The sequence below is a fragment of the Gordonia crocea genome (assembly GCF_009932435.1).
Taxonomy (GTDB): Bacteria; Actinomycetota; Actinomycetes; order Mycobacteriales; family Mycobacteriaceae; genus Gordonia; species Gordonia crocea.
In genome coordinates this window covers 1220295-1247054 of record NZ_BJOU01000001.1, presented here as the reverse complement: position 1 = coordinate 1247054, position 26760 = coordinate 1220295, and the positions used below count along the sequence as shown (strand labels likewise).

Genomic DNA, 26760 nt, shown 5'->3' with positions numbered 1-26760 from the left:
GTGTTCCTTCTCTGATCGGTCGAGCGCGGTCAGCGGTCGAAGTTGGCACGGTCGAGCGCCTCGGGTGACCCCAGTGTGCGCCGAACCGTGTCGGGGGTGGGGTTGTGGAACTGCCCGGCGGCGACGTCCCGGTAGAGCCGCTCGATGACCGAGCCGTGGTGCAGCGCCCGGCCGCCGACGACCTGCAGGCTCAGGTCGACGACCCGTTTCGCCCCGGTGGTCGCGTGGAATTTGGCCGATTGCAGGCGCCGGCCCCAGGCCGCGTCGCCCACCGGGTTGTCGGTCCAGCGCGCCGCCGCGGCGTCGACGTGCGCCTCGATCCCGTCGAGCTCGATGACCGCGTCGGCGAGCACCGCTTGGATGAACGGGTCGGCCAGGCGCGGCTCGCCACCCAGTTTCGCCGACGCCCGACCGGCGGCCGAGGCGACCGCGATGTCGAGCGCGCGCTGGCCGAGGGCGAGGTACACGTTCGACGTCAGCACCAGCGCCCACGCCCCCACCGACCCGAGGTAGTCGCTACCCGGACGGCCCGGACCGACGACGGCGAGGATCTTCTCCGCCGGCGAGTGCGCGCCGTCGAGGACCGTGTCGTCGCTGCGGGTGGCGCGCAACGCGAAGGTGTCCCAGTTGTCCTTCACCACCACCCCGGGGTCGTCGCGGCGGATGAACCCGTGCACGATCGCCTCGGGATCGGAGGTGTCGCGGCCGTGCACGCCGAGCAGGGTCCACACCGGCGACAGCGACGTGAAGTGCTTGTGCCCGGTGAACCGGTAACCACCGGCACCGTCGGGCTCCGCGTCGGTCGTCGACCCGCCCAACCCGAGGTCGTTACCGCTCTCGGAGTGCCCGGCGGCGATGATCGCACCGTCGCGGACCGCTTCGAGGATCCAGGCCACCGACTCGTCGCCGGCCCGGTATCGGTCGGCCGCGGCACCCACCCAGAACAGGTGCATGCCCGACGCCAGGGCGGTCGCGGTGGACCGGTAGGCGATGCGGCGGTGCCACCGGGCGAGCTCGGCCAACGAGAGGCCGGGGCCGCCGAGTTCGACCGGCACCGGGGCCCGGTAGTAGCCGGCGTCGCGCAGCTCCTCGAAGTCCTCGGTGAAGAAGGCGCCGGCCCGGTCGGCGGCCTCGGCCCGTTCCTCGATGCGGGCGAGGAGACCCTCGTCGAGGGTGAATCCGGCCCGCGGCGGTGCGGTGATGGTCATCGGTGTGTTCCTCCAGTCGTCAATCGTCGGCGGCTCGGCGCGGGCTCACGAGTACCAGTCGACGGCCAGCGGGTGCTCGCCGCGCAGCAGGTAGGCGCCCACCTGGCGCCGCTTGTAGGCGACCGGGTCGTGCAGGCTCTGGGTCCGCAGGTCGCGCCAGAACCGGTCGAGCTCGTAGCGGCGCGCGGTGGCCCGCGCCCCGACCAGCTCGAACACCGTCGTCGTGACCTCGATGCCCACCTCGACGGCCACCGTCTTCACCGCCGACAGCAGCGCGGCGAGTTCGGCGCGGCTCTCCGGGGTGAGCGAGTTCGGGTCGTCGAGGGCGGCACTGACCTGCGCGGAGGCGTCGCGCAACAGTGCCTCGGCGGCCAGCAGGTGTGCCTGCAGCCCGCCGAATCCGTCCACCACGTGCGGCTCGTCGACGGCCCGCTCGTACTCCGAGTGCAGCCACGACCGCGAGTGCTTCTGCACGTAGTCCACGGCCCGGTCGAGGGCGCCGCGGGCGAGGGAGAGGTAGAACGTGGGCATCAGCGTCTGCGAGGTGAGGCCCGGGGAGAGGTTGGCGTTCTGCGGGACGAACTGCTTGTCGTCGAAGCCGATCGCGTCGGTCCACGGCACCACCACGCCTTCGACGCGGGCGCTGCCGCTGCCGGTGGACCGCTGCCCGAGGGTGTCCCAGTCATTGCCGTAGATCACGCCGGGGTCGTGGCTGTCGGCGAGGACGAAGAACACGTCGGAGGTGCCCTCGATCGCCACGCCGATGACGACGCGGTCGGAGACCGGGAGCCCGGTGTTGAACTGCTTGCCGCCGTGCAGGACGAGGTGGTCGCCCTCGTCGCGGGCGCCGATCGGGTCGTCGCGGAAGTTGGCGATGCCGGCCAGCAGCAGCCGCTGCTCGGTCACCTCGCGCTCCCAGCGCTCGCGCTGCGCCGGCGTGCCGAAGGAGCGGAACAGCCAGAAGTACGCGTAGTGCCAGCCGAGGATGTTCGCCAGCGAACCCTCCACCTTGGCGAACTCGGCGACGACGTCGAGGACGGTGGCCCAGTCGGCGTCGCCGCCGCCGTGCGCCACCGGGCCCTGCAGCCCGAGGAGCCCAGCGCGCTTGACGAGCGCGATCTCCTCGACCGGGTCGGCCGCGGCGGTGTCGCGGGCGAGGCTGGTGGTCGCGACGAGGGCCGCGACCGCCTTGGCCCGGGCGACCCAACCGGCGCGGTCGGACGGCACCCCTTCGGCACTCCAGTCGGGCTCGGACTCGAACGGACCTGGGGCGGAAGCCAGGTCGGGGGTGGGGGTCGAAACGGTCATGGTGTCCTCCAGGTGCAGTGGTCGTGGTGGTGCGGATGTGCCGACGACGCTAGGAACCCACCGGCCGTGACGGCCAACGATGATTTCCGATGACCCCCATCGGGTTCTCCGATGGGAGGACGACGGTGCAGGTCAGACCGGGTGCCCGGGACCACCGGCACGTTGGGGTCACCGAGGCGCAAAGGAGCACCGCGGCTGCTAATCCAGCAGGGAGGCGACCGCGGCACCGGCGGTGGCCGCGAGGCGGGCGTCGATCCCGCGGCGGGCGACCAGGTTGACCCCGACGCGGCCGGCGTCGGGCAGGTCGGCCAGCTCGGACAGCCCCTCGGGTACCGCCAGCGACACCGGCAGCAGGGCGACGCCGAGCCCGGCCCGGGCCGCGGTGACGACACCGTCGAGGGTGGCCGCCTGCACCGCGATGTCGGCGTTGTGGCCGCTGCGCCGCAGCCGGGCGACGGCGAGTTCGCGGATGCCGCACGACCCGTCGAAGGCGACCAGGTTGACCGGGTCACCGGGGGCGGCCGGGCCGAGACCCGGTGCCGCCAACCAGCGCAGGGCGAGGGAGCCGACGCGTTCGCCGGGGGCGTCGCCGGCCAACGCGAGGGTGAGCGCGAGGTCGAGCCGGCCGGCGCCGACGGCCTCGACCAGTTGCGGCGACCGGTCCAGGGTGAACGTCACCCGACGATCCGGGTAGGCGTCGCGGACCGTGGAGATGATCCGCGGCAGCAGGCTGTCGGCAGCGTGCTCGGTGGCGCCGATGGCGATCTGCGGGTTGCGCCGCGCGTCGAACCGGCGCACGAGGGCGTCGTGGCCGGCCAGCAGCGCCCGCCCGTCGTCGAGCAGTTGTTGCCCGTCCTCGGTCAGCGCGACTCCGCGTGCGTCGCGCACCACCAGTTCGGTTCCGAGCCGCTGCTCGAGCAGATTGATGTGCTGGCTCACCGTCGACTGACTCAGCCGCAATGCCCGCGCCGCGCGGGTGAAGCCGCCGTGGTCGACGACGGCCGCGAGCGTGGCGAGATGCGCCAGATTCAACAATTCGGCCATGACGCACTCCCTGGTTCGCGTGTCACCGTAGCGCTGCCCCGGGCCCGGGCGCCCGGTCAGGATTGCGTTGATTCTTTCGTGTACGCCCGGCGCGAGCAGGCCTATCGTCGGCGGTCATGCAGCATTGGCACCCCTGTCTCCCGGTCGCGGCCAGCGGTGCGGTGCGATGAGTGCCCGCCGCCAGATGGCGTTGAACGCGTTCATCTTTCCGCCCGGCCACCACGAGGCGGCCTGGCGCTACGACAAGTCGCAGCCGGAGCGGATCTACGACGCCGACTACTACCAGCAGATCGCGCTGGCCGCCGAGGCCGCCAAGTTCGACGCGGTCTTCTTCGCCGACAGCCCGAGCCTCAACGGCGCCGTCGAGTTCAACGCCGCCGGGCGGCTCGACCCGCTCCTCACCCTGATGGCGATCGCCTCGGTCACCGAACGGATCGGCCTGATCGCCACCGCCTCGACGACCTATTCGCAGCCGTACAACCTCGCGCGCGCCTTCGCCTCCCTCGACCACCTGTCGCACGGGCGCGCGGGCTGGAACATCGTCACCACCGATTCCGCGGCGGCCGGCCCGAACTTCGGCGTCGACCACCCCGATCCGACGGATCGCTACGAGCGGGCCCGCGAGTTCGTCGACATCGTGACGGCCCTCTGGGACAGCTGGGAGGAGGAGGCGGTCCTGCTCGACAAGGCGGCCGGCCGCTACGCCGACCCGGACAAGATCCACCGCGTCGACATCCGGGGCCGGCTCCTCGCCTCATCCGGCCCGCTCAACGTGCCGCGCACCCCGCAGGGCCAGCCGGTCCTCGTCCAGGCCGGCGCCTCCAACGAGGGCCGTGATTTCGCCGCCGCGCACGCCGAGGTGATCTTCACCGCGCAGCGCACCCTGGCCGACGCGCGGCGGTTCTATTCGGCGGTCAAAGCCCAAGCCGCACAGCGTGATCGCGATCCCGATCAGGTGCTGATCCTCCCCGGGATCAGCCCGTTCATCGGTTCCACCCAGCGCGAGGCCGACGAGTTGGAACAGCGGTTCAACGAGTTGACCGTGCCCGCCTACGGCATCCGCCAGATCGCGTCGATCACCGGTGAGGACGTGAGCGGCCTGGACCTCGACGCCCCGGTGCCGGCGTCGTTGTTCGCCGACGCCGGCGACGTGACCGACAACCGCCGCTCCCGCCGTCAGGTGGTGGCCGGCATCGTCGAACGGGACAAGCCGACGCTGCGCACCCTGCTGCACCGGTTGGCCGGGGCCCGCGGTCACCGGGTCATCGCGGGTACCCCCGAACGCGTCGCCGACGAACTGGCCGAATGGTTCCTGCGCGGCGGTGCCGACGGGTTCAACGTGATGCCGCCGTACTTCCCGGGCGGTCTCACCGACTTCACCGAGCAGGTGGTGCCGATCCTCGTCGACCGGGGCCTGTTCCGACGCGACTACACCGGCACGACCCTGCGCGAGCACCTCGGTCTGCGCGTGCCGGAGAACCGGTTCACCCGGGCCCGCTCCAATCCCCCGCGCTCCGATCTTCCGCGAGCGGACCGACGAATCGGTACCGGGCACCGATGAAGGCGCCGTTGCGCCCGGTGTCGAGCAGCGCCAAGTCGTAGCGGCGCGGCAGCAGCGGCCGCCCGGACCCGAGGGTGACCGGTGCGATCGACACCACGATCTCGTCGAGGAGTCCGGCGTCGGCGAACTGACCCGCGAGGTCGCCCCCGCCCACGATCCACAGGTCCCGCCCGTCGGCGGCCGCCACCATCTGCTCGTGGACCGGCACGACACCGCCCGAGGCGAACCGGATGTCGGCACCGGGGACCGCGTCGAGTCGGCGGCTGGTCATCACCCAGGTGGGCATGTCGTAGAACCACGCCTCACCGGTCGAGGCGAGGTGGGCCAGGACCCATTCGTAGGTGGTCGAGCCCATGACCAGGGCACCGACGCCGGCGATGAACTCCGCATACGAGCCGAATCCACCGTCCTCCTGTGGCTGGCGCAGCAGCCAGTCCAACGAATCGTCGGGGTCGGCCAGGAAGCCGTCGAGGGTCGTCGCGGTGTAGTAGCGGACGGTCGTCATGGTCAGGTTTCCTCTCCCCGCACGCGGCGGGCCCAGGTGATCGGATCGCCGTCGCCGGGGGTCACGCCGGCGACGGCGAGCAGGTGTCGGGCGAGGTGGCGGCGGGCGGCGGCAAAGGTCAGGATGTGCGCGACGATGCCGCCGACCACGAAGCTCTCCGGCGGCTCGCACAAGGCGTCGACGATGCGGTCCTCCCACGCCCCACGGCTGTCGATGTCGCGCACGACGGCCAGCCAGCGCGGCGCCACCGCGTCGTGCCGTTCGATCAAAGAGGCCGGGTCGTCGGGGGCCGGCGCCGGGAAGTCGGTTCCCTCGATCGCGGCCAACCAGACCTCCTTGGCGAAAACGAGCCGGGTCAGGACCTCGCACAGCGATCCCTCCGGCCCCTCCCATTCCGCCACGGTGTGGTCAGCCAGGATGGTGCGCCGGTACTGCTCGTCGTGGACCTGCTTGGCCAGGTCGAGCAGCTCGCGCGTCTCGTCGAGGTCGTGGCCGATGAGCTGTTCGGTCAACGGGTTCATGGCGGATTCCTCGGCTCGGACCCACAGCGACATGGGTGGGTGGAAGTGGATCCCGTTGGGCGCGGGGAGCCAGTGCGACGCCGACGGCGTGCTCGGCGGATGCCCGAAGGCGCGGGCGAATGCGCGGGAGAATCCCTCCACCGAGGAGTAGCCCGCCGCCCAGGCGGCATCGGTCACCGTGCTGCCTTGGCGCAGCTGCCAGGCGGCGCGTTCGAGCATGACGCGGCGCCGCATCGCCACCGGGGCCTCCCCCGCACCCGCGGCCAGTTGTCGGGAGAAGTGGAACGGCGAGGCGTAGGCGTCGTCGGCCATCTGCGTCAGGGAGTGGTTCCCCTCGTCGAGGACGGCGTCGAGGAGTTCGCGCAGCCGGTCGCGGTTCGCGGAGGTCATGGGTTTCAGTCTGACCGTCCGGCGGGTCGGGTGCTTGACCGTTCTTGCCGGGAATAGCCCGGACCGCAGCGTGGTTGCAGGAAGCAGATAGTTCAAATTTGAGCTATTCTCAGCGAGAACCGAAGGAGACCGGTCATGCCAGCCATCACCGCCGACACCCTGACCCTGCCCCGGCTGCGTGAACCGGGCCTGGAAACGGTGTCGCGAACCGTCAAGACCATCACCACCGGCCCGCGCGGCTACGAGGGCGAGGGATTCCCCGTCGTGCGCGCCTTCGCCGGGGTGAGCAGCGCCGACCTCGACCCCTTCATCCACATGGACCAGATGGGCGAGGTCGACTACGAGCCCGGCGAACCCAAGGGCACGTCCTGGCACCCGCACCGCGGGTTCGAAACCGTGACGTACATGATCGACGGCCGGTTCCAGCACCAGGACTCCACCGGCGGCGGCGGGCTCATCGAGAACGGCGCCACCCAGTGGATGACCGCCGGGTCGGGCATTCTGCACATCGAGACCCCACCGGCCGAGCTCGTCGAATCGGGTGGGCTGTTCCACGGCATCCAGTTGTGGGTCAACCTGCCGGCGGCCGACAAGTTCCTGACGCCGAAGTACCAGAACCTCGAGGGCGAGGGGTTGGCCCTGGTGACCTCCCCCGACGGCGGCGCGCTCATCCGCGTGATCGCGGGCGAGATCGACGGCCACCACGGACCCGGAGCCACCCACACTCCGATCACCTTGGCGCACGCGACCGTTGAACCGGGCGCGAGCGTGACGGTGCCGTGGCGGTCCGACTTCAACGGACTGGTCTACGTCCTGTCCGGGCGCGGCACGGTCGGGGCCGAGGGCCGACCCATCCGCCAGGGACAGCTCGCGGTGCTGGGTTCCGGGGACGCGATCACCGTCGCCGCCGAGGCCACCCAGGACTCGAACCGGCCCGCGTTGGAGGTCCTGTTCCTGGGTGGGCGCCCCATCCGCGAACCGGTCGTCGCGTACGGGCCGTTCGTGATGAACACCCGCCAGCAGTTGGTCGAGGCCATCGAGGACTACCAGGCCGGGCGCCTGGGCCAGATCCCGCCGGACGCGATCATGCCGCACACGGTCCGCTGACGCCGATGGGCACCGACCCCCGGTGGGCCGCCTGGCAGCCGTTCATCGAGACGTCGGCGCAGATCCAGACTCGACTCGACGAGGATCTGCGCCGGCGCCACGGTTTGACCCTGGCCGATTACCAGGTGCTCCTGCTGCTGTCGCACGCACCGCACCACCGGTTGCGGATGAGCGAGATCGCCGACGCGATGGTCTTCTCGTCGTCGCGCCTGTCGTATCAGATCGACAAGCTCGCCCGGGCCGACCTGGTGCGCCGCCAGCGCGACGACAGCGACCGCCGTGGCAACTTCGCCTGCCTGACCGAGACCGGGATGACGACGTTGCGCACCGCCGCCGACGACCACCTCGCTCTCGTCAAGCAGATCTTCATCGACAAACTGACCCCCGACGACGGGCGAGCGCTCGCCGCGATTCTCGCGCGGCTGGGCGACACCCGCCGACCGACCACCGAGGAACGACCATGATCACCGTGCATCCCGGCGCGCAGCGCCACCATTGGAACAACGAGTGGCTCGACTCCTGGCAGTCCTTCCCCGCCACCGGCAACTACGACCTGGTGGGCAACGCCCACGGCGTGCTGATCGCCCACAACGACGACACGATCGATCCGGGCGAGGGGTTCGACCGCCACCAACACTCCGAGGCCGAGATCCTCTCGTGGGTCTTGCAGGGCGCGGTCGAGCACCGCGACTCGCAGGGCAACAGCGGGATCCTGCGCCCCGGCCACATCCAGCGGATGACCACCGGCACCGGGATCTCGCACAGCGAGCAGAACGCCATGCCCCGCTCGTCGCGGACCCCGACGCGGGTCGTCCAGATGTGGCTGCTGCCCGACACCCCCGGACTGCCGCCGAGCTACTCCGAGGCCGATCTGGCCGCGCGCCTCGCCGACGGCGAGTTGGTGCTGGCTGCCTCCGGCCGACCCGGTACCGACCCCGCGGTGACCATCAACAATCGCTACGCCTCGCTCTACATCGCCCGACTGAAGTCGGGCCAGCGCGTGACGCTGCCGGGCGCCCCCTTCGGACACCTCTACGTGCCCGACGGACGGCTGAGTGTCGCCGGCGTCGACGCCGAGCTCACCGGCGGCGATGCGGTGCGCTTCACCGACGCCCCGGCGACGGAGGTCACCGCCGTCGAACCCACCGAACTGCTCTACTGGGAGATGCACGCCAGCCCGGTATCGTCGTAAGCCGCGCCCCCATAGCCCAATTGGCAGAGGCAGCCGGCTTAAAACCGGCACAGTGTCGGTTCGAGTCCGACTGGGGGCACCGTATACATTCCTGCCGGCTCGCTCGCGTTTTTCGTTTGACATTGACGCAACGAGAACCTTTAGCGTGGCGGGCATGGAGTGGTCGATCCAGCAGATAGCCCGGCTCGTCAGCACCACCAGCCGTACCCTTCGTCACTACGACGAGCTCGGCCTGGTGCCGCCCAGCCGCATCGGCAGCAACGGCTACCGCTACTACGACGAGCACGCGCTCGTGCGGTTGCAGCGGGTGCTGCTGCTGCGCGAGCTCGGGCTAGGTGTACTTCCCCGACACGTTGTGAACATCTGAGGTAAGACGAAGACCTCCGGGCAGGATGTGGGTTACCACACTCACCATCTAGCCACGGAGGTCTTCGTGACTCACGCTAACGCACCTTTGACGCCGGAGGGGCGTCGACGTCTTGCTTCACTCGTGGTGGACCAGGGCTGGTCACTGCGGCGCGCTGCCGAACGGTTCCAGTGTTCACCGGCCACAGCCAAGCGGTGGGCCGACCGCTACCGCGCCGGCCAGGTGCTGACCGACCGCAGTTCCCGACCCGCCCGTTCACCGGCCCGGCTGCCCCGCCGCACCGAACGGCGGATCATCTGCCTGCGGTACACGCGCCGGTGGGGCCCGCATCGGATCGCCTATCACCTGGGTATCCCGCGTTCGACGGTCGGCCGGGTCCTCGACCGCTATCAGATGCCGCTGCTGGCCAATATCGACCAGGCCACCGGACTGCCGGTACGCAGACCGAAACCGAAACGGTACGAGGTCGGCCGGCCCGGCCAGCTCGTGCACGTCGACATCAAGAAACAAGGCCGAATCCCCGACGGCGGCGGCTGGCGTGTGCATGGTCGCGGATCGGCCGCCGACCGTACCGCCGGTGTGGCCCGCGACCGGGCAGCACGCTCGGGAGCACCGGGCTCGCGTGGCTACCGCTACCTACACCACGCCGTCGATGACCACTCCCGGGTGGCGTACTCGGAGATCCTTGATGACGAACGCAAGGAGACCGCGGCCGGCTTCTGGCGGCGGGCGAACGCGTTCTTCGCCGAGCACGGCGTGAGGGTGACCGCAGTGATGACCGACAACGGCTCCTGCTACCGCTCAACGATGTTCGCCGAAGCACTGGCCGACGCCGGGATCAAACACAAGAAGACCAAGCCCTACCGGCCACAGACGAACGGGAAGGTCGAACGCTTCAACCGGACCCTGGCCGCCGAATGGGCCTACGCGAAACCCTATGCCAGCGAAGCCGAACGAGAAGCCGCCTACACCGCATGGCTCCACCACTACAATCACCACCGACCCCACACCGGGATCGGCGGCCAAGTCCCCTCAGACCGCGTACACAACCTCACGGGGAAGTACAGCTAGGGCTGCCGCAGATCGCCGACGTGCTCGCCCAAGAGTGCGACGAGGCATCGGCACTGACCACCCATCTGTCGCTGCTACGGCAAGAACAGGACCGACTCGCCCGGCAGATCGCTGCGGTCGAGCACACCATCAACACACTGAGAGAAGGTGAAGAACTCATGGCAGAGACCATGTTCGACGGTTTCGACCACACCCAGTACAAGGATGAGGTCGAGCAACGCTGGGGGAAGGACGCCTACGCACGCTCCGACGCTTGGTACCGAGGCATGAGCGACGAGGAGCGCCGTGCCTGGCAGGCTCGGGTCGAGCAACTCGCCCAGGACTGGACCGCCGCCGCGGAGGCCGCGGAGATCACTCCCGACTCGCCGGCGGCGCAGGACCTCGCACACCGCCACATCGACTGGCTCCGTGGCATTCCGGGTACTCCGGCCGCCGAACCGGACGGCGACCTGGTGGCCTACGTGCGCGCCCTGGCCGAGGGCTACGTCGCTGATGAGCGGTTCGCGGCCAATTACGGCGGCGTCGAGGGCGCGTCATTCGTCCGAGACGCGCTCCTCGCTTACCTTGAGCGAACCCATTAGGCGCCATTTCGTAACGTATTGTTAAACTCGCATAAATAAGCCGGAAGGCCTTGTTACCCAGGGCATTCCGAGGCCCTATTGTGATTCTCGACACATCGGGTCATTCCAGCGTGCGAAGCGCCTCTCCCCCGCCATACATTCAACGCGCCAACAATGGCAAAAGGGAGAGGAATACCATGAAGTCGGGGATTAAGAAAGCGGATTCAGTCATTGAACCGCGCCACGGGTGGGGCCGACGAGTATCCGGGGCCGGCCTTGCCGGTGTCGCACTGACGGCGGCTCTCGCCACCGCGGTTCCGGCCGCGACCAATGCAGCCACCACGACGCCGGCCCACGCGTCGACGACCACATCGGCCGCCATCGTGCCGACCCACCTTCTGCGCGCCGACGCTCCGATCGTGTGGCACGTGTCGCCCGTCGCGGCGACGTCGGCCCTGCCGACGCCGGCGCTCCCGGCCGGCGCACTCGACGCGATCCCCGGCCGCCACGAGGTGGCCTCGCCGGAGGTCATCGGCCAGTCCGCCGGTGTCGGCGCCATCATCGGCGGCGTGGCCGGAGGTGTCATCGGCTTCATCGGCGGCGCGGTCGCCGCTCCGGTCATCGGCGTCATTGCCACCACGTTGATCGGCGCCGGTGTCGCCGCAGCCTGCGCCGCCGGAACTGGCGTCCTTCCCCCGGCGGGCGTCGCCTGCGCTGTTCTCCTGCCGCTGGCGATCGTGATCGCGGCCCCGGTCACGACGATCGCCGCACCGCTGATCGGAGCCGTCATCGGCGCCGGTATCGGTGCTGCCATCGGCGGCGGAGTCGGTGCGGCGATCGGCGCTTCCTACGCGTCGTCGCACGTCCCGGCCCCGAAGCAGGCCGCCGCGGCCAAGCGTGTCGCCACCACCGACCAGGGCGTTGCCGCCCCCAAGGTGCTGACCGACATCACCAAGGACACGACGGTGAAGAACATCATCAACGCCGCCGACAAGGCTGCGAGCACCCGTCCGGAGCTCGCCGGTGTCCGCGAGTGGGGCAAGCAGTTCCTGCCGCAGAACTGATCGCAAATCGCAATCCGGCCGTGGGCCCGTCACCGAAAGGTGGCGGGCCCACCGTCGTCTGGGCGTCTCTCACGCCCGTGCCCGGTCCGCCGGACGGCCCGCGACACGAGCCACCCGCCACCCACCAGAACGACCGCGACGAGTAGGACCGCCACATTGGAGACGCCCGCGGTCGTGCGCATGATCCACGATTCCAGCCGGAACTGATCGGTCGCACCGACGATGCCGCCCACCGAGGCCGACCCGTCGGTGACGAGCAGCAGGATGCCGACCCCGATGGTCAACACTCCCCCGACGATCATCGTGATCGTGTTGTGCCAGCGGCCGATACGGACCTCGCGGGGCCGCACGAGCCGGGCCACCACCGGCAGCCGATCCCAGACCACGGCCAGCACCAGCAACGGCACCACCATCCCGGCGGCAAAGACCATCAGCGTGATGCCGCCGAGCACGGCGTTCCCACCCAAGGCCGCATAGGTCAGGGCGGCGCCGAGTAGCGGCCCGGCGCAGACCCCGGCAAGACCGTATACCGTGCCGAGCGCGTAGACCGCCACCGTCGAAGTCCCCGACGAACCCGTCGTCGCCGAAAAGCTCGGCAGCGGGATCCCGACGACCATCGCCGCGCCGAGCGCGACGACCACCCAGGCCGCCACGGTGACGAACGTCGACCGGTGCTCGGTGACAAAGGAGCCGAGCGTCCCGGCCAAGATCCCCAACGGGACCAGGGTGGTGATGAGTCCGAGGTAGAAGACGCCGGTCCGCGCGACCAACATTCCCGTACTGCTGAACGCGTAAGAGAAGAACGCCGGCAACAGCATCACCGAGCACGGGCTGAGCAACGTGAGGATGCCGCCGAGAAAGGCGCCGAGGAGGCCGAGTTCCATCAGTCAGCGCGGTTGCTTCGCCGCGGTCCGCACCGCGTCATCGAGATACTTGCGGAAGGTTTCGATCGGTTGTGCACCGGCCAGCGCCGATCGCCCGGCGACGAAGAACGGGACACTCGACACGGTGAGCTGCTGGGCCTCGGCAGTGGCCGCCTGCACGTCGACGACCAGCTTCTCGTCGTCGAGGTCTTTCTCGAACCGGGCCATGTCCGGCACGCCGGCCTTCTTGGCGAAATAGACGAGGCGCTCGCGCGGGAGGTCGGGATGCCCCTTCTCTGGCGCCTCGCCGTAGACGGCCTTGATGAAAGCGAAGTACTTCCCCTGTCGGCCGGCCGCCGCCGCCGCGGCTCCCGCCTTCTCCGACTGCTCCCCGAAGAAGGCGACGTCGGTCACCTCCAGCCGGATCTTGCCGGTCTGGATGTACTCCCTCTCGATCTGCGGCAGCACCTCGCGGTTGAACACGGCACAGAAGGGACAGCGCAGGTCGGTCCACAGGACGAGGACGACTGGGGCATCGATATCCCCCATCGCCATCGGGTCCTTCGGGTCGCGGCGCACCATCTGCAGTTCGTCGGGTCGCGGCCCCGCAGCGGCGCTGCTCGGAGCCGTCGACGACGCGGGTCCCGCCGCCGGCTCGCCGCTGCGCTGCGTGATTGATGCGACGACGACGAGTGCCCCGAAGACCGCGACGACCACCGCAACGATGATGATCAACCGCTTGCGTCGGGAGAAGTCCGATTCACGCTTCCAGCCGCCCGTGGTGTCATCCATACCCCACACTTATCGGGTATCGCGGCTCGACGCCAATCGGCTGGGCCAGTCGGGCCGGATCACCCAGGGATATCAGCCGCCGGCGACTCGCCCGTTCACCGCGCTGTCCACGAGGCGCGGTCCAAGCGGTGCACGAGACAGTCGTCCTCGCCGAACACCTGGCGCCCGACCGGCACGAAGCCCAGGCGCTGATAGAACCGGTGCGCATCGGTGTTGGAGGCCAACGGGTCAATGATGATGGCGACGATTGCCGGATCGGCAAATGCGTCGTCAACGGCCTGGGTCATCATCTCGGTGCCGTAACCGCGGCCCAACATGTCTGGTTCGCCGATCCAGATGTCGACGGCACGAAGGTTGGGCCCGACATCGCCCCAATAGTGAGTGGATTCGAGCTGCGGGTCGATGATTTGCATGGCCCCGATCGGATGGCCGTCAACCTCTGCTATGAGGTGATAGCTGACCTCACTGGCCCCGGCGATTTCTTCGGTCCACGCTGTCCCATCGAACGCTGTGGTCGCCGTCGGATCGTCGGTGATACACGCGATCACGTGCGGCTCGAGATCCCAGCGTTCCAACACCGGAACATCGTCGATCGACGCACGTCGGAGGATCACCCGGCTGCCAGCCATACGTCGAGGCTAACCCCGACGTTTGAGCAGGTCAACGTCTTGTCAGACCCACAATATAGGATTACTATGTAATTGAAAGCAGATCAGCACATAGTTTCTAACCGGGTCGCACACCATGATGCGAATCCGGACCTGGGGGGTCTCATGAACCACGACGAACTTGCTGGCATCGTCGCCGAGCTGGCCGATGATTTGGCGCCGACGGCGGTCGAATCCGGGACCGGCCTGGGTGCGTTGTTGTCGTCGGCTGAGACGATTGTCGATGACAAGGCCTTGTTGGGGGTGATGGTCACCGCGGTGCGGATGGGCAACGTCGCCTCCTATCTCTTGGCCGCTGCGACGGCTCGCGCCGAGGCCATCGGTATCCCGGTACGGCACCGGTTGAAGAGCGGCCGCGATCTGTTGCGGGAGCTGCCGTTGGCGCCGGCCGCCATCAACCGGGTCGCTCGGCTGGCCCAGCACCTGGATGATCTGCCGAACCTCGCGCGCGAGGTCCGCGACGGCGACTTGGGAATCGAGCACGCGGATGCGGTGATCCGCGGCTTGGACCACATTTCCACCCGCATGGGGGCTGATGGATTTAGCGAGGTGCGGGACAAGACCACATCGACATTGTTGGCGCACGCCCGGATCGATCAACCCGCCCAAGTCATGGAGAAGGCCCGCGAACTCGGCCACGAGCTGGCACCACTCGATCCGCCCAGCACACCACCCGCGGACAACCCGTCGCTCAACCAAGCAGCGATCACCCGGACCGACGAGGGGCGGGTGACCCTCGAAGCCGATCTGGACCAGTTGTCTGGGGAGAAACTCCACACCGCGCTAGACGCGCTCGCGAAGCCCATCCCCGCACCCGACGGCTCCCCGGATCCGCGTACTCGGGCGCAACGCACCGCTGATGCCTTGGTCACCATGGTCAGCAGCTATCTGGCCTCCCGGAATCGCCCGACGGTGGGCGGAATCGTCCCGCACATCACCATGACCGTGCCCTTGCCTGTCCTGGTCGGTAGGGGTGGTGAAGGAGACTCGCGGGTCGCGCGGTTGGGATTCACCGGCTCGGTCTCAGCCGACACCGCACGAGAAATCGCCTGCGGTAGCACCGAAGTCACCGCGCTGATCACCGCAGACTCGGTGCCGTTAGATGCCAAACGCACCCAACGCTTCGTCACCGGAACCCTCCGCCGCGCGTTAGAAGCACGCGACGGCGGATGCCAATTCCCCGGCTGCGGCAGACCACCAGCCTGCTGTGAAGGCCACCATATTCAGCATTGGGCTGACGGCGGGGAGACGAACCTCAAGAACACCGTGCTGCTGTGCAGCCTGCATCACCACACGTATGTCCACGGCAAAGGCTGGAACATCCAAATCGGCTTCGACGGCCACCCCTGGTTCCAGAGTCCCGAAGGAGGTGACTGGATCCGCTGCCACAACCGACGCAGCCTCACCCTCGCCGACCACGCCGCCGCCTAACCCCGGCCACACCCACCTGAAAATTCCACCAGCGCAGCACCTTCGGCCCCCGGGCCACCCACGTACCTTGAGAACTTCATAGCGCGGCCGCCCGACCACCACTGCCTCACGCACTACGGTGGACGGCATGCCGATCGTGCCCGTCGATGAGGGAAACCGGGCGGACGCCTGCCGACTGTTGGCCCGCGCGTTCCGCGACGACCCCGTCGTCCGCTGGACCCTGGGTCCCAACCCGAAGCGCGACGACGCGATGTTTCGATTCGTCGGCGAATTCCATCGGGCGCCGGGCAGCTCGGCCCTGTACCTCGACGACGACGGACACCAACTGGGCGCCGCAATCTGGGATCCGCCCGGCTACCGGCCCGGTGCCGACAACTGGCGCAGCGGACTCCGCGCATTGGCGACATTCGGGACCCGGATCCGGCGCGGCGTCACCATCGACGCCCTGTTCACCAAGCTGCGCCCCAAGGAACCGCACTGGTATCTCTCGACAATCGGCGCGATCCACCAGGGTCGCGGAATCGGGAGCGCCCTGCTGGAGCACCGGCTCGGACAGATCAGCGGACCGGCCTATCTGGAGAGTTCCAACCGCGCCAACCTGCCGCTCTACGAGCGATACGGCTTCGAGGTCGTCGACGAGATCACCCTCCCGATGGACGGCCCGCCGGTGTGGCCCATGTACCGGCAGGGATAAGCCCGCCAGGCATGAGCCCGGCAGGGATGAGCCCGCCGGCAATTCCGACGAACCCGTCACGCCGCAGGTCATCACGCTAGGTTGGAGACGTGGACCTCCGCATTTTCACCGAACCCCAGCAAGGCGCCTCCTATGACGATCTGCTGGCGGTTGCGCACCGCGCCGAGCAGCTCGGCTTCGACGGCTTCTTCCGCTCCGACCACTACCTCAAGATGGGCGGCGTCTCCGGCTTGCCGGGACCGACCGACGCGTGGCTAACCCTCGCCGCGCTGGCCCGCGACACCTCGCGGATCCGCCTCGGCACACTGGTCACCTCGGCCACGTTCCGCCTGCCCGGCCCGCTGGCCATCTCGGTGGCCCAGGTGGACCAGATGAGTGGCGGCCGTGTGGAACTCGGCCTGGGTGCAGGATGGTTCAACGACGAGCACAAGGCCTACGGCATCCCGTTCCCGCCGGTGCGGGAACGGTTCGACAGGTTCACCGAACAGCTCGAGATCATCTCCGGACTGTGGGCGACGCCGGCCGACGAGACCTTCTCCTTCACCGGTGACCACTACACCCTCACCGACTCCCCCGCCCTGCCGAAGCCGGTCCAGTCACCACCGCCGATCATCATCGGCGGCCAGGGTCAGACACGCACACCGGCCTTGGCGGCCCGCCACGCGGCCGAGTTCAACGTCGCATTCCAACCGATCGACATCGTCACCCGGCAGTTCCGCCGCGTCTCCCAGGCCTGTGCGGCCATCGCGCGCGACCCCGCCAGCATCCGTCGCTCCGTCGGCCTGGTCCTGTGCTGCGGCGGCACCGACGACGAGTTCCAACGACGCGCCGCCGCGATCGGCCGCGATCCCGAGGAGCTCCGCGAAAACGGGGCGGCCGGCACCGTCGAGGAAACCGCCGCGGCCATCATCAAATACCGCGACGCCGGGGCCACGCGCGTCTACCTGCAGGTGCTCGACCTCGCCGACCTCGATCACCTCGACCTGGTCGCCGAGGAAATCGCCCCGCTACTCGCCTGACACCGCACCACCGCTCGTGCCACTCACCCGGACCTGGACTCCCGGCTATCCGCTCGACGTCCGCGCGACGACGGGACACCACCGGCGCGGAACCGGCGATCCCACCATGCGTTTCGACGCCGACGGATCGCTCTGGCGCACCTCCCACACCCTCGACGGCCCGGGCACTCTGCACCTGTCGGTGCGTACCGGAACCGTCGAGGCCCGCGCCTGGGGTCCCGGCGCCGCGTGGCTCATCGACCGGTTCCCCGCCTTGCTCGGGGCCGACGATCATCCCGAGGACCTGACCACCGACCATCCGGTGGTCCGGCGGCTGCACGAACGGGCCGTCGGGATGCGGCTGGGACGGACTGATCGGGTGTGGGAGGCCCTCGTCCCGGCGGTGCTGGAACAGAAGGTGGTGGGGACCGAGGCTTGGCGCGCCTGGCGCTACCTCCTGCGGCGCCACGGCGAACCCGCGCCCGGCCCCGACCCGGCGCTGCGCGTCCCGCCGCGCCGGGAGGACTGGGCCTTGATCCCGTCCTGGGAATGGCGCCGCAGCGGCGCCGAGCCGGTCCGCATGCGGACCATCGTGCGTGCCGCCGGGATGGACGTCGAACGCGGCATCGACCACCTGACGTCGCTGCGCGGGATTGGCCCCTGGACCTCGGCCGAAGTCCGCCGCCGCGCCATCGGCGACCCCGACGCCGTCCCCGTCGGCGACTTCCATCTCCCGTCGGTGGTCGGCCAGACCCTCATCGGCGAACCCGTCGACGATGCCGGGATGCTCGATCTACTCGAACCCTTCCGCGGCCAACGGGGCCGCGTGGTGCGACTCTGCGAGCGCTACGGAACCCGGCCGCCCCGGCGCGGGCCGCGGGTCTCGGTGCGCGACTACCGCGACTTCTGACCACCCCGGTCTAACCACCACCACCGTTGCGCGGCGCGACCACCCCGTGGTCGAAGGCGAAGACGACGGCGGCCGCCCGGTCGCGCACCGCCAACGCCCGGAAGATCTTTCCGACGTGGCTCTTCACGGTGACCACCGAGATGACCAGCTCCGCGGCGATCTCGTCGTTGCTCAGACCCCGCCCGATCAGTTCCAACACGGTGCGCTCGCGCGCGGTGAGTCGGTCGAGGGCTTTGGCGCCGTCACCGACGGCGACGGGTGCCGACGAGGACCGGTAGGTGTCGAGCACCCGCCCGGTGACGGCCGGGTCGAGTACCGCCTCACCGGCCGCGACCAGGCGGACCGCGCGGATCAACTCCTCGGCCGGCGAATCCTTCAGGACGAACCCGGCCGCACCCGCGCGCAGCGCCTCGGACAGCAGTTCCTCGTCCCGAAACGTGGTGAGCACCAACACCGGCGGGCCGACGCGGCCGTCGGTGTCGGCGGCGCGCAGCGTCCGGGTCGCCGCCATCCCGGAGACCCGCTTCATCCGCAGATCCATCACCACCACGTCCGGGTCATGGGCCGCCACCGCCGCGGGCAGCTCGTCACCGTCGCCACACTCGCCGACGATCTCAAAACCGTCGCGCCGGCGCAGGATCCGCCGAAGGCCGGATCGGACCAGTTCCTGGTCGTCGACGAGAACGACCCGAATCGGCTCAGCGTCCACCGAGCACCCCCTCGATCTTCGCGCACACACTGTCCGTCGTCGGCACCGCGGCGAAGACCGCGTCCACCACCCACTGCCCGTCGACGACCCCGGCCCGGAACTCACCGCCCAGGTTCTCCACCCGCGACCGCATCCCCGAGACCCCCAGCCCCGAGCCTCCCAGCCCCGAACCCCCGCGCCCCGATGACTTCGACCCTGCTGGATTGGTCACGCGCACACCGAAACCACCGGCCTCCCGCGGGCCGACGCCCACCGCGACGGCAACACCGGGCACGTGGCGGCAGGCATTGCTCAACGACTCCTGCACCACGCGGTACACCGCGAGTTCGGTGGCACTGGTCAGGTTCGCCGCCGGCGGATCGAAGCGATACCGGATTTGGGAGCCCGCCCGACGGAACCCGGCCACCAGCCGGTCCAGGTCGGCCAGGCCCGGCTGGGCCGTGTCCGGCGTGCCGTCGGAGCGCAAGAGTTCGATGGTGCGGCGCACATCCCCCATCGCCTCGCGGCCCTGGGTCTCGGCGTCGCGCAGGGCCTCGACGGCCTCGTCGACATCGCCGGCCGCGACCACCCCGTCCTCGTCGCGCCCCGCCTCCAGGGCCCGGCGCGCGGCGGTGACGTTGAGCAGCACGATGCTCAACGAGTGGGCGACGACGTCGTGCACCTCGCCCGCAATGCCGGCGCGTTCCACGACCTGCTGTCGCGACCGGGCCTGATGTTCGGCCTCCATCGCCTTCAACTGCTGCTGCAACAACTGGCCGACGCAGGTGCCGAACCCCACCATCAAGACGATCAAGCCACCCTGGTCCACGACCCCGGCCACCGCCCCACCGGCGGCCGTCGCGGCGAACAACAGCGAAAACAGCCACGCCGGGCGGAACGGCATGACCGCGGCCAACATCGTCGCACCCACCACCAGGAGCAACGGCGACACGTCACCGTGGACGGGCACCAACCAGAACAGGATCACGGCACCGATGTAGTACCCCGAGAGCAGGCCCACCACGATCTTGTGCGGGTGGACCACCGACGCCACGATGGGGCTAAAGCACAGAGCGACGGCACCGCCCAGCGCGGCCCACTGCCACCCGGTGGGGCCGGAAACCAGCCGCTGTCCGACGGCGAACAGGCAGAAGAACGCCTGGCCCAGATCCGCGATCAGCATGTAACGCGGCGGGTAGTCGTAGCCCAACTTGGCAAACATCAGCCGATAGCGCTCGAACAGCCAACCCATCCCGGTAATCGTAGTCGGCGGACCGGCCCGCCGCCTCCGTCTACGGTCGGAGACCGCCTCCACCCCGAGACGGGCAACAAGTTCCACCTCGAGGCCGCTGACCTGCGCCGATCTCCCCCATAGCGTTGATGTCACCCCGACTCCCGCCGGGTACAACAACCGAAGGAGTACGCCATGATCTACCTCGTCATCACCACTGTCGCCATCACCGTCGCGCTGGTGCTGCACGACTTCTCCCACGGCCTGGACTTCCGCTCCCGCGAGTTCGCCGACGCCCTCGCAGAGCGCGAGCGCCGGATCGAGGCCCGCCGCAACGAGGCCCGCCGGGCCCTCGCCACCGATCCGCACCAGCACGCCGCCTGAGCAGCACCCAGCGCACTACCATCAAAACCGGGAAGGGACCCTTGATGACTCGCACGATGACCGCACCGCCCACGCTCGCCGTTCCCCATTGGCACCTCGCCCCGCCCGGCGCCCGATCGGGCATCGGCGAGGCCGCCGATGACGGGCCTGCCGCGCCTGTCGCGCTCGTCAGCGGGCGCCGACTCCGCCCCCTGGGCGCGTATTCGGACTCGCTGCGGTTCGTCACCCATCAGGGCGACACCCTGTTCGCCGCGGCGGCCCGCTCGGCCGGCACCCCGGGCGGGGATGCGCTGCACTTCGACCTCGCCGGCGGCCCGGGGCCGGCCGTGGTGCTGTTCGACCCGGCGCACATCAAGACACTGATGACCGCCGACGAGTCCGTCGCCCCGTCGGCCACCCACCAGTCGCCGCTCGCGCCGATCGTGGGCCGCCAATCGGTCCTCACCTCCATCGGCGAACGGCACAAGCAGCAGCGGGCACTCCTGTTGCCGCGGTTCCACGGGAGGTCCGTCGCGAACTACCAGGCCGGCATCGAGCGGGCCACCGAGGACGGGTTGGCGGCCTGGCCGGTCGGCAAACCCGTCGCGTTGGCCGACATCGCCCAACGGATCACCCTCGACGTCATCATGTCGGCCGTCTTCGGCCTTCCCCACCCGGACGAGGCCTCCGACGCCGAACGCCGCATGCGGAAGGAGATCCTCCGACTGTTGCGGTTGTCCACCACCCCGGTGGCCACGCTGTCCCAAGTCGTCAACATGCGCTACGAAGACCCCGTCGGCCTCCTCAAACTGATCCTGAGCCGGGTGGACCGCACCATCTACCGCGTGCTGTCCGAGCGGCGCGCCCAGGGCGAGGCCGGGCTGCGCGACGATATCCTGTCGCTGCTGCTCAGCGCCCGGGACACTGAGGGAAACCCGTTGTCGGACACCGAGATCCGCGACGAGCTGATGACCCTGGTCCTGGCCGGGCACGAGACCACGGCGAACACGGTGGCCTGGACCTTCGAGCGGTTGACCCGTCATCCCGGGGTGTACCGGACCGCGCGCCGCGCGGCGGCCAACGACGACGAGGCCTACCTCGAGGCATTGCTGAACGAGTCGATGCGGGTGCGCCCGGTGGTCCCCATCGTCGCGCGAGAGTTGTTGGCGCCGTTCGACTTCAGCGGATCGACGGTCGGACCCGACGTCATCGCACTGGTCAGCATCCTGCTGCTGCACCACCGCGACGACCTGTACCCGGACCCGTTCGCCTTCGCGCCGGAGCGGTTCCTCGGCGTCCGGGTCAACCCCTACGAGCTCATGCCCTTCGGCGGCGGAATCCGCCGCTGCCTGGGCGCGCCGTTGGCGATGGCGGAGCTGCGCACCGTCGTCGGAACCATCCTGCGCCGCGTCGAACTGCGCACCCACGAATCACCGGCGGAGAAACCCCGCCACCGCAACGTGACGATGATCCCCGGTCGCGGCGGCGTCGTGATCGCCGACTCGATTACCTGAGCGGCTAGTCCGACTCCACCGACCCGACGATCTGCTCTGGCGTCTGCCCGGTCGCCTGGAACACCACGCGCCGCCCGACGGCCACCGCGTGGTCGGCGAAACGCTCGTAGTAGCGCCCCAGCAGCGTCACGTCGACCGCGGCCGCCACCCCGTGCGGCCACTCGCGGTCCATCAGGACGCTGAACAGGTGCCGGTGCAGATCGTCCATCGCATCGTCGTCGGTGTCGAGGGCCAGCGCCGCGGAGGCGTCCTCGGTGTCGAGGACGTCACGGGCCCCCTGCGCCAGCCGCACGGCCAGCCGACCCATCTCGGCGAAGTAGCCGCGGACCTCTTCGGGCAGTGCCGGGTCGGGATGGCGCATCCGGGCGACCTTCGCCACGTGCAGCGCCAGCGCGTACATGCGGTCGATGTCGGCGGCGATCTGGAACCCGCTGACGACCTCGCGCAGCTCGCCGGCCACCGGGGCCTGCAATGCCAGCAACCGGAAGGCCTGCTCCTCGGCGTCGGCGACGAGTTTCGACATTCCCTTGCTGTCTTCGAGCAGCCGCTCGGCCACGTCGAGATCGGCCTGCAGCAGCGCCTGCGTGGCGTGCTCCATCGTGGTGCCGGACAGCTCGCACATCTGGCCGAGCGTCTTGTTCAATTCGGAAAGCTGCTCGTGATAGGCGGTACGCATCTGTGTGACCTTTGCTTCGGTGGAAGTGGGTGGTGGGACGAGCAGGATCAGCCGAACCGGCCGGAGATGTAGTCCTCGGTCTCCTGCTTGTCCGGGTGGGAGAACATGGCCTCGGTGTTGTTGAACTCGACCAGTTGGCCGGGCTGCCCGACGCCCTCGAGGTTGAAGAACGCGGTCTGGTCGCTGACCCGGGCGGCCTGCTGCATGTTGTGGGTGACGATGACGATGGTGAAATCGCGCTTGAGCTCGCCGATCAGATCCTCGATCGCCAGCGTCGAGATCGGGTCGAGGGCCGAGCACGGCTCGTCCATCAGCAACACATCCGGCTCGACGGCGATCGCGCGGGCGATGCACAGCCGCTGCTGCTGCCCGCCGGACAGTCCGCCGCCGGGCTTGTCGAGCCGGTCCTTGACCTCGTCCCACAGGTTGGCTCCGCGCAGGCTGCGCTCGGCGACTTCGTTCAGCTTCTTGCCGTTGCGCTCGCCCTGCAGCTTGAGGCCGGCGACGACGTTGTCGCGGATCGACATCGTGGGGAACGGGTTGGGCCGCTGGAAGACCATGCCGATGGTGGAGCGCACGCTCACCGGGTCGATGGCCTTGCCGTAAATGTCCTCGCCGTCGAGGAGGACCTCACCGGTCGCGTACGCGCCGGGGGTCACCTCGTGCATGCGGTTGAGGGTGCGCAGCACCGTCGACTTGCCACAGCCCGACGGGCCGATGAAGGCGGTGACGCTGCGCGGCGGAACCTTGAGGGACACGTCCTTCACGGCGCGGAACTTGCCGTAATAAACGTTCAGATCAGTGATATCGAGGCGCTTGGCCATGGGGGTCTCGTCCTTACCGGGGGTTGGGGGGAGCGGGAGAAACGTCAGGATTTCTTAGGCGCGAACACGGTGGCGACGACCTTGGCACCGATGTAGACGATGGCGACGAGGATGACCAGCGTCAGCGCCGCACCCCACACCTTGTCGAAGGCGCCTTGGCCCTGGCCGTACTGCTGCACCATCATCAGCGGCAGCGACTCCTGGTTCCCCGCAAAGGGATTCCAGTTCATCGCCTTGGTCGAGCCGACGAGGATCAGCACCGGGGCCGACTCGCCCATCACCCGGGCGACGGCCAGCATCACGCCGGTCACGATCCCCGACAGCGCCGTCGGGAGCACGATGCGTACGATCGTCTTCCACTTCGGCACACCGAGGGCGTAGGAGGCCTCGCGCAGGTCCTGCGGCACGATCTTGAGCATCTCCTCGGTGCTGCGCACCACCAGCGGCATCATCAGCAGCACCAGCGCGACGGCGACGAGGAAGCCCATCCGCGGCAGCCCCAGCGTCGTGCGCCAGACCGCGTAGACGAACAAGGCGGCGACGATCGAGGGCACACCGGAGAGGATGTCGACCATGAAGGTCGTCGCCCGCGCCAACAGCGATGTCCCGTCGGAGTATTCGACGAGGTAGATCGCGACCAGGATGCCCAACGGCACCGAGATCACCGTCGCCAACAGCGTCTGCACGAGTGTGCCGACGATCGCGTTGGCCGCACCGCCGTAGCGTGCCGAACTGAGCCACCAATCCGGATTGAGGATCGGCTCGATGCCGTGCCACACCAGGGTGAGCAGCAGCCACACCAGCGGGATCAGGGCGATGATGACCGCCACGACGACCAGGATGTGCGCCGCGAGGTCCACCGCCTTGCGGCTGCCGGCCAGCGGTTTGAAACTCGATCCCTTGCGGGTCGGGGCTCCGTCCAGACCGGGGGTTTCGACGGTTGTCATATCAGGCCTGCCTTCTGCCGACGATGGCTCGGGCCGCCGCGTTGACGATGAACGTCAGCACGAACAGCGCGAGGCCGGCGGAGATGAACGCACCGGTCTTCGCGGGCGAGTCGAACTCGGCGGCGTTGTTCGCGATCTTCGTCGCGAAGGTCTCGCCGCTCTCCATCAGGTTGAAGTCGATCGGTCCGGAGTTGGAGATGATCAGGTACAGCGCCATCGTCTCGCCCAGGGCACGGCCCAGGCCGAGCATCGATCCGCTGATGTAACCGGAGAAGCCGAACGGCAGCACGGCGGTCCGCACCACCTCCCATTTGGTGGCACCCAGGGCCAATGCGGCCTCCCGGTGGGCGACCGGGGTCTGGATGAACACCTCGCGGGTGACCGCGGTGATGATCGGCAGGATCATCACGGCCAGGACGATGCCGGCGGTGAGCAGTGTGCCACCGGTCGACATGTTGGTCACGTTGTCCTTGGGCTCGCGGAAGAACGGGAGGAATCCCAGGTTGTTCACGAGCCACTTGTTGACCGGGACCATCGCCGGGCCGAGGACGAGGATGCCCCACAGGCCGTAGACGATCGACGGGACGGCGGCCAGCAGGTCGACCAGGTAGGTGACCGGGGCGATGAGCCGCTTGGGCGCGTATTCGGTGAGGAAGACCGAGATCCCCAGCGCGATCGGCATCGCGATCAGCAAGGCGATGGCCGAGACGAGCAAGGTTGCGTAGAGGAGCTTGGGGATGCCGAACTTGAGCACCCCGCCGTCGACGATCCAGTCACCGGAGTAGGTGAAGAAGTTCGCCTCGTTGTCAGCCAGCGACGGCGCCGCCGAGATGAGCAGGAAGGCGGCGATCAGGGCGATCACCACGGTGACGAGCATTCCCGAGCCGGTGGCAAGCCGGCGGAAAAGCACGTCACCGAGGCGGCTGGCCGCGGAGCCGGTGAGCGTGACGGGGGGCGGGCCGCCCGACGGCGCCGACGGTGTCACGTCGGCGTCGTCGGGCCCGGCATGGCGCCCCGTGGAAGATGTCGTCATGTGCTGCGGAGACGCCACGTCACTACTTCAGGGCGTCGATCGTCGGCTTGAGCTTGGCCTGGTAGCCGGCGGGCAGCGGCACGTAGCCGAACTCGGTCAGCCCTTCCTGGCCGTCGGCCAGAATCGTCGAGAACGCCTCGCGCAGCGCGGGTGCGGTGGCCGCATCGGAGTAGCCGGCGCTGCAGACGACCGAGTACGGGGTCAGCAGCAGCGGGTAGGCGCCGGCCGTCTTCGAGGTGAACAGCGCCTTGGAGTCGACGACGAGGTCCTTGGAGTCCGGGTTGGTGAACGTCACCGAGTCGAGGGCCTTGGCGGCCGAGTCCGCGGTGAGCTTGACCGCACCGGAACCGAAGTCGACCGAGGCGACGCCGAGCTTGTTCTCGGTCGCGAAGCCCCACTCAACGTAGGTAACGGCACCCTCGGTCTGCTTGACCGTGTTGCCGACACCGGTGGACTTCGACGCGGCCGAGCCGCCGGTGCCCTTGAACTCCTTGGAGTGCTCGTAGGGCCAGGCCTTCGGCGCGGCGAGCTCGAGGAACTTCTGGAAGTTGTCGGTGGTGCCCGAGCTGTCGCTGCGGTGGACCGGCACGATCTTGGTCGACGGGAGCTTCACGCCGGGGTTGAGCGCGGCGATGTCCTTGTCGTTCCAGGTGGTGATCTTCGAGTCGAAGATCTTCGCGATCACCGTCGGCGACAACTTCAGGTCGTCGACGCCCTGGAGGTTGTAGGCGATGGCGACCGGGCCGGCGACCAGCGGCAGGTGCCACGCGTCGTTGCCACCGCAGCGGGCCTTGGCCTTGACGACTTCCTCGGGCTTCAGCGGCGAATCCGAACCGGCGAAGTCGACGTCGGAGGCCAGGAACTTCTTGATGCCGTCGCCGGAGCCGCTGCCGGTGTAGTCCAGGACCGCACCGCCCTTGTCGGTCAGGACCTTGCCGAAGTGCTCCATGGCCTTCTGCTGGGCGGTCGACCCCTCACCGGTGATGGTCGTGGAATCCGACCCACCACCACAAGCCGACACCGCCAACACGGCGGCCACTCCTGCCACTGCCGCACTCACACGGACACCATTGCGCTGGATGCTCACTGGGAACCTTTCGTTCTGGGCGGCCCACTGTCGGGGCTCGTCGGGAACGGACGCTATGGGCCCAGGGTGGACGCCCCGGAGCGGGAAGGTGAACGAGAGCCAAACCACGTTTGTCCGGTTCGCGAAGGTTCGGTGCCGCACCG

General features: G+C 69.0%; 28 protein-coding genes, 1 tRNA gene and 1 pseudogene. 15 read left to right on the top strand and 15 right to left on the bottom strand.

All coding sequences use genetic code 11. From position 1 onward, the window contains the following. Positions 1-29: 29 nt before the first annotated feature. From nbrcactino_RS05950 to nbrcactino_RS05940, 3 genes are all read right to left on the bottom strand, one after another. Positions 30-1208, bottom strand: coding sequence for an acyl-CoA dehydrogenase family protein (locus nbrcactino_RS05950; RefSeq protein ID WP_161926520.1), 1179 nt, complete (start codon positions 1206-1208; stop codon positions 30-32). 45 nt (positions 1209-1253) lie between these two features. After that, the gene (locus tag nbrcactino_RS05945; RefSeq protein WP_161926519.1) at positions 1254-2516 is read right to left on the bottom strand and encodes an acyl-CoA dehydrogenase family protein; all 1263 of its coding nucleotides are present in this window, start codon (positions 2514-2516) and stop codon (positions 1254-1256) included. Positions 2517-2714: 198 nt separating this feature from the next. Next, positions 2715-3560 (bottom strand): LysR family transcriptional regulator, encoded by an 846-nt coding sequence (locus tag nbrcactino_RS05940; protein ID WP_161926518.1) that lies wholly within the window; start codon positions 3558-3560, stop codon positions 2715-2717. 166 nt (positions 3561-3726) lie between these two features. On the opposite strand from nbrcactino_RS05940, the gene nbrcactino_RS05935 reads away from it, so the two are divergent. Continuing rightward, positions 3727-5121, top strand: coding sequence for an LLM class flavin-dependent oxidoreductase (locus nbrcactino_RS05935; protein WP_161926517.1), 1395 nt, complete (start codon positions 3727-3729; stop codon positions 5119-5121). Here the strand turns inward: nbrcactino_RS05935 and nbrcactino_RS05930 are convergent. After that, a complete protein-coding gene (locus nbrcactino_RS05930) occupies positions 5045-5626 on the bottom strand; it encodes a dihydrofolate reductase family protein (RefSeq protein ID WP_161926516.1) in 582 nt (193 codons plus the stop codon). The two genes, nbrcactino_RS05935 and nbrcactino_RS05930, sit on opposite strands and share 77 nt — an antisense overlap. Before the next feature lie 2 nt (positions 5627-5628). After that, entirely contained in the window at positions 5629-6537 is a 909-nt protein-coding gene (locus nbrcactino_RS05925) for a helix-turn-helix domain-containing protein (protein WP_161926515.1), read from the bottom strand. Between the two features lie 135 nt (positions 6538-6672). On the opposite strand from nbrcactino_RS05925, the gene nbrcactino_RS05920 reads away from it, so the two are divergent. From nbrcactino_RS05920 to nbrcactino_RS05885, 8 genes and pseudogenes are all read left to right on the top strand, one after another. Continuing rightward, a complete protein-coding gene (locus tag nbrcactino_RS05920) occupies positions 6673-7644 on the top strand; it encodes a pirin family protein (RefSeq protein ID WP_161926514.1) in 972 nt (323 codons plus the stop codon). A gap of 5 nt (positions 7645-7649) precedes the next feature. Then, positions 7650-8108, top strand: coding sequence for a MarR family winged helix-turn-helix transcriptional regulator (locus nbrcactino_RS05915; RefSeq protein ID WP_161926513.1), 459 nt, complete (start codon positions 7650-7652; stop codon positions 8106-8108). Then, positions 8105-8836 (top strand): pirin family protein, encoded by a 732-nt coding sequence (locus nbrcactino_RS05910; protein WP_161926512.1) that lies wholly within the window; start codon positions 8105-8107, stop codon positions 8834-8836. Before nbrcactino_RS05915 ends, nbrcactino_RS05910 begins: the two co-directional genes overlap by 4 nt. A 5-nt stretch (positions 8837-8841) precedes the next feature. Continuing rightward, a tRNA-Leu gene (locus nbrcactino_RS05905) sits at positions 8842-8915 on the top strand. A 75-nt stretch (positions 8916-8990) separates the two neighbouring features. After that, positions 8991-9176, top strand: a pseudogene (locus nbrcactino_RS05900) (MerR family transcriptional regulator); the annotation flags it as partial. 93 nt (positions 9177-9269) lie between these two features. Beyond that, complete coding sequence (locus nbrcactino_RS05895; RefSeq protein WP_161925515.1) at positions 9270-10274, top strand: IS481 family transposase; 1005 nt, start codon at positions 9270-9272, stop codon at positions 10272-10274. A gap of 158 nt (positions 10275-10432) precedes the next feature. Next, a complete protein-coding gene (locus nbrcactino_RS18125) occupies positions 10433-10855 on the top strand; it encodes a TipAS antibiotic-recognition domain-containing protein (protein ID WP_228460698.1) in 423 nt (140 codons plus the stop codon). Positions 10856-11031: 176 nt separating this feature from the next. Next, positions 11032-11898 carry a hypothetical protein gene (locus nbrcactino_RS05885; RefSeq protein WP_161926510.1) on the top strand — a complete coding sequence of 289 codons (867 nt, stop codon included), beginning with the start codon at positions 11032-11034 and terminating at the stop codon, positions 11896-11898. Positions 11899-11927: 29 nt separating this feature from the next. Here nbrcactino_RS05885 and nbrcactino_RS05880 read toward each other — a convergent pair whose 3' ends face one another. From nbrcactino_RS05880 to nbrcactino_RS05870, 3 genes are all read right to left on the bottom strand, one after another. Beyond that, entirely contained in the window at positions 11928-12782 is an 855-nt protein-coding gene (locus nbrcactino_RS05880; RefSeq protein WP_161926509.1) for a cytochrome c biogenesis CcdA family protein, read from the bottom strand. 3 nt (positions 12783-12785) lie between these two features. Further along, on the bottom strand, positions 12786-13553 hold the full coding sequence (locus tag nbrcactino_RS05875) for a DsbA family protein (RefSeq protein WP_161926508.1): 768 nt from the start codon (positions 13551-13553) through the stop codon (positions 12786-12788). 95 nt (positions 13554-13648) lie between these two features. Then, entirely contained in the window at positions 13649-14182 is a 534-nt protein-coding gene (locus nbrcactino_RS05870; RefSeq protein ID WP_161926507.1) for a GNAT family N-acetyltransferase, read from the bottom strand. Positions 14183-14326: 144 nt separating this feature from the next. Here nbrcactino_RS05870 and nbrcactino_RS05865 point away from each other — a divergent pair, with 144 nt between their 5' ends. The 4 genes from nbrcactino_RS05865 to nbrcactino_RS05850 all read left to right on the top strand — a co-directional run bounded on the left by nbrcactino_RS05865 (position 14327) and on the right by nbrcactino_RS05850 (position 18254). Further along, entirely contained in the window at positions 14327-15652 is a 1326-nt protein-coding gene (locus tag nbrcactino_RS05865) for an HNH endonuclease signature motif containing protein (protein ID WP_161926506.1), read from the top strand. A gap of 127 nt (positions 15653-15779) precedes the next feature. Further along, positions 15780-16346 (top strand): GNAT family N-acetyltransferase, encoded by a 567-nt coding sequence (locus nbrcactino_RS05860; protein WP_161926505.1) that lies wholly within the window; start codon positions 15780-15782, stop codon positions 16344-16346. Between the two features lie 89 nt (positions 16347-16435). Then, entirely contained in the window at positions 16436-17365 is a 930-nt protein-coding gene (locus nbrcactino_RS05855) for an LLM class F420-dependent oxidoreductase (RefSeq protein WP_161926504.1), read from the top strand. Positions 17366-17381: 16 nt separating this feature from the next. Then, a complete protein-coding gene (locus tag nbrcactino_RS05850) occupies positions 17382-18254 on the top strand; it encodes a DNA-3-methyladenine glycosylase family protein (RefSeq protein WP_161926503.1) in 873 nt (290 codons plus the stop codon). A 10-nt stretch (positions 18255-18264) separates the two neighbouring features. Here nbrcactino_RS05850 and nbrcactino_RS05845 read toward each other — a convergent pair whose 3' ends face one another. Beyond that, positions 18265-18963, bottom strand: coding sequence for a response regulator (locus tag nbrcactino_RS05845; protein ID WP_161926502.1), 699 nt, complete (start codon positions 18961-18963; stop codon positions 18265-18267). Beyond that, positions 18953-20194 (bottom strand): sensor histidine kinase, encoded by a 1242-nt coding sequence (locus tag nbrcactino_RS05840; RefSeq protein WP_161926501.1) that lies wholly within the window; start codon positions 20192-20194, stop codon positions 18953-18955. The genes nbrcactino_RS05845 and nbrcactino_RS05840 overlap by 11 nt, the downstream gene beginning before the upstream one ends. 174 nt (positions 20195-20368) lie before the next feature. Here nbrcactino_RS05840 and nbrcactino_RS05835 point away from each other — a divergent pair, with 174 nt between their 5' ends. After that, a complete protein-coding gene (locus nbrcactino_RS05835) occupies positions 20369-20557 on the top strand; it encodes a hypothetical protein (RefSeq protein WP_161926500.1) in 189 nt (62 codons plus the stop codon). 44 nt (positions 20558-20601) lie between these two features. Then, positions 20602-22050 carry a cytochrome P450 gene (locus nbrcactino_RS05830; RefSeq protein ID WP_161926499.1) on the top strand — a complete coding sequence of 483 codons (1449 nt, stop codon included), beginning with the start codon at positions 20602-20604 and terminating at the stop codon, positions 22048-22050. Between the two features lie 4 nt (positions 22051-22054). Here nbrcactino_RS05830 and phoU read toward each other — a convergent pair whose 3' ends face one another. From phoU to pstS, 5 genes are read right to left on the bottom strand one after another with little or no spacing between them, the layout of a single operon-like run. After that, complete coding sequence (phoU, locus tag nbrcactino_RS05825) at positions 22055-22726, bottom strand: phosphate signaling complex protein PhoU (protein WP_161926498.1); 672 nt, start codon at positions 22724-22726, stop codon at positions 22055-22057. Between the two features lie 47 nt (positions 22727-22773). Beyond that, positions 22774-23550 (bottom strand): phosphate ABC transporter ATP-binding protein PstB, encoded by a 777-nt coding sequence (gene pstB / locus nbrcactino_RS05820; protein WP_161926497.1) that lies wholly within the window; start codon positions 23548-23550, stop codon positions 22774-22776. 44 nt (positions 23551-23594) lie between these two features. Further along, positions 23595-24497, bottom strand: a complete 903-nt coding sequence (gene pstA / locus nbrcactino_RS05815) for a phosphate ABC transporter permease PstA (protein ID WP_161926496.1) — start codon at positions 24495-24497, stop codon at positions 23595-23597. Position 24498: 1 nt separating this feature from the next. After that, on the bottom strand, positions 24499-25530 hold the full coding sequence (gene pstC / locus nbrcactino_RS05810; protein ID WP_228460697.1) for a phosphate ABC transporter permease subunit PstC: 1032 nt from the start codon (positions 25528-25530) through the stop codon (positions 24499-24501). Positions 25531-25552: 22 nt separating this feature from the next. After that, positions 25553-26617 carry a phosphate ABC transporter substrate-binding protein PstS gene (gene pstS, locus nbrcactino_RS05805; RefSeq protein WP_161926494.1) on the bottom strand — a complete coding sequence of 355 codons (1065 nt, stop codon included), beginning with the start codon at positions 26615-26617 and terminating at the stop codon, positions 25553-25555. Positions 26618-26760 lie beyond the last annotated feature (143 nt).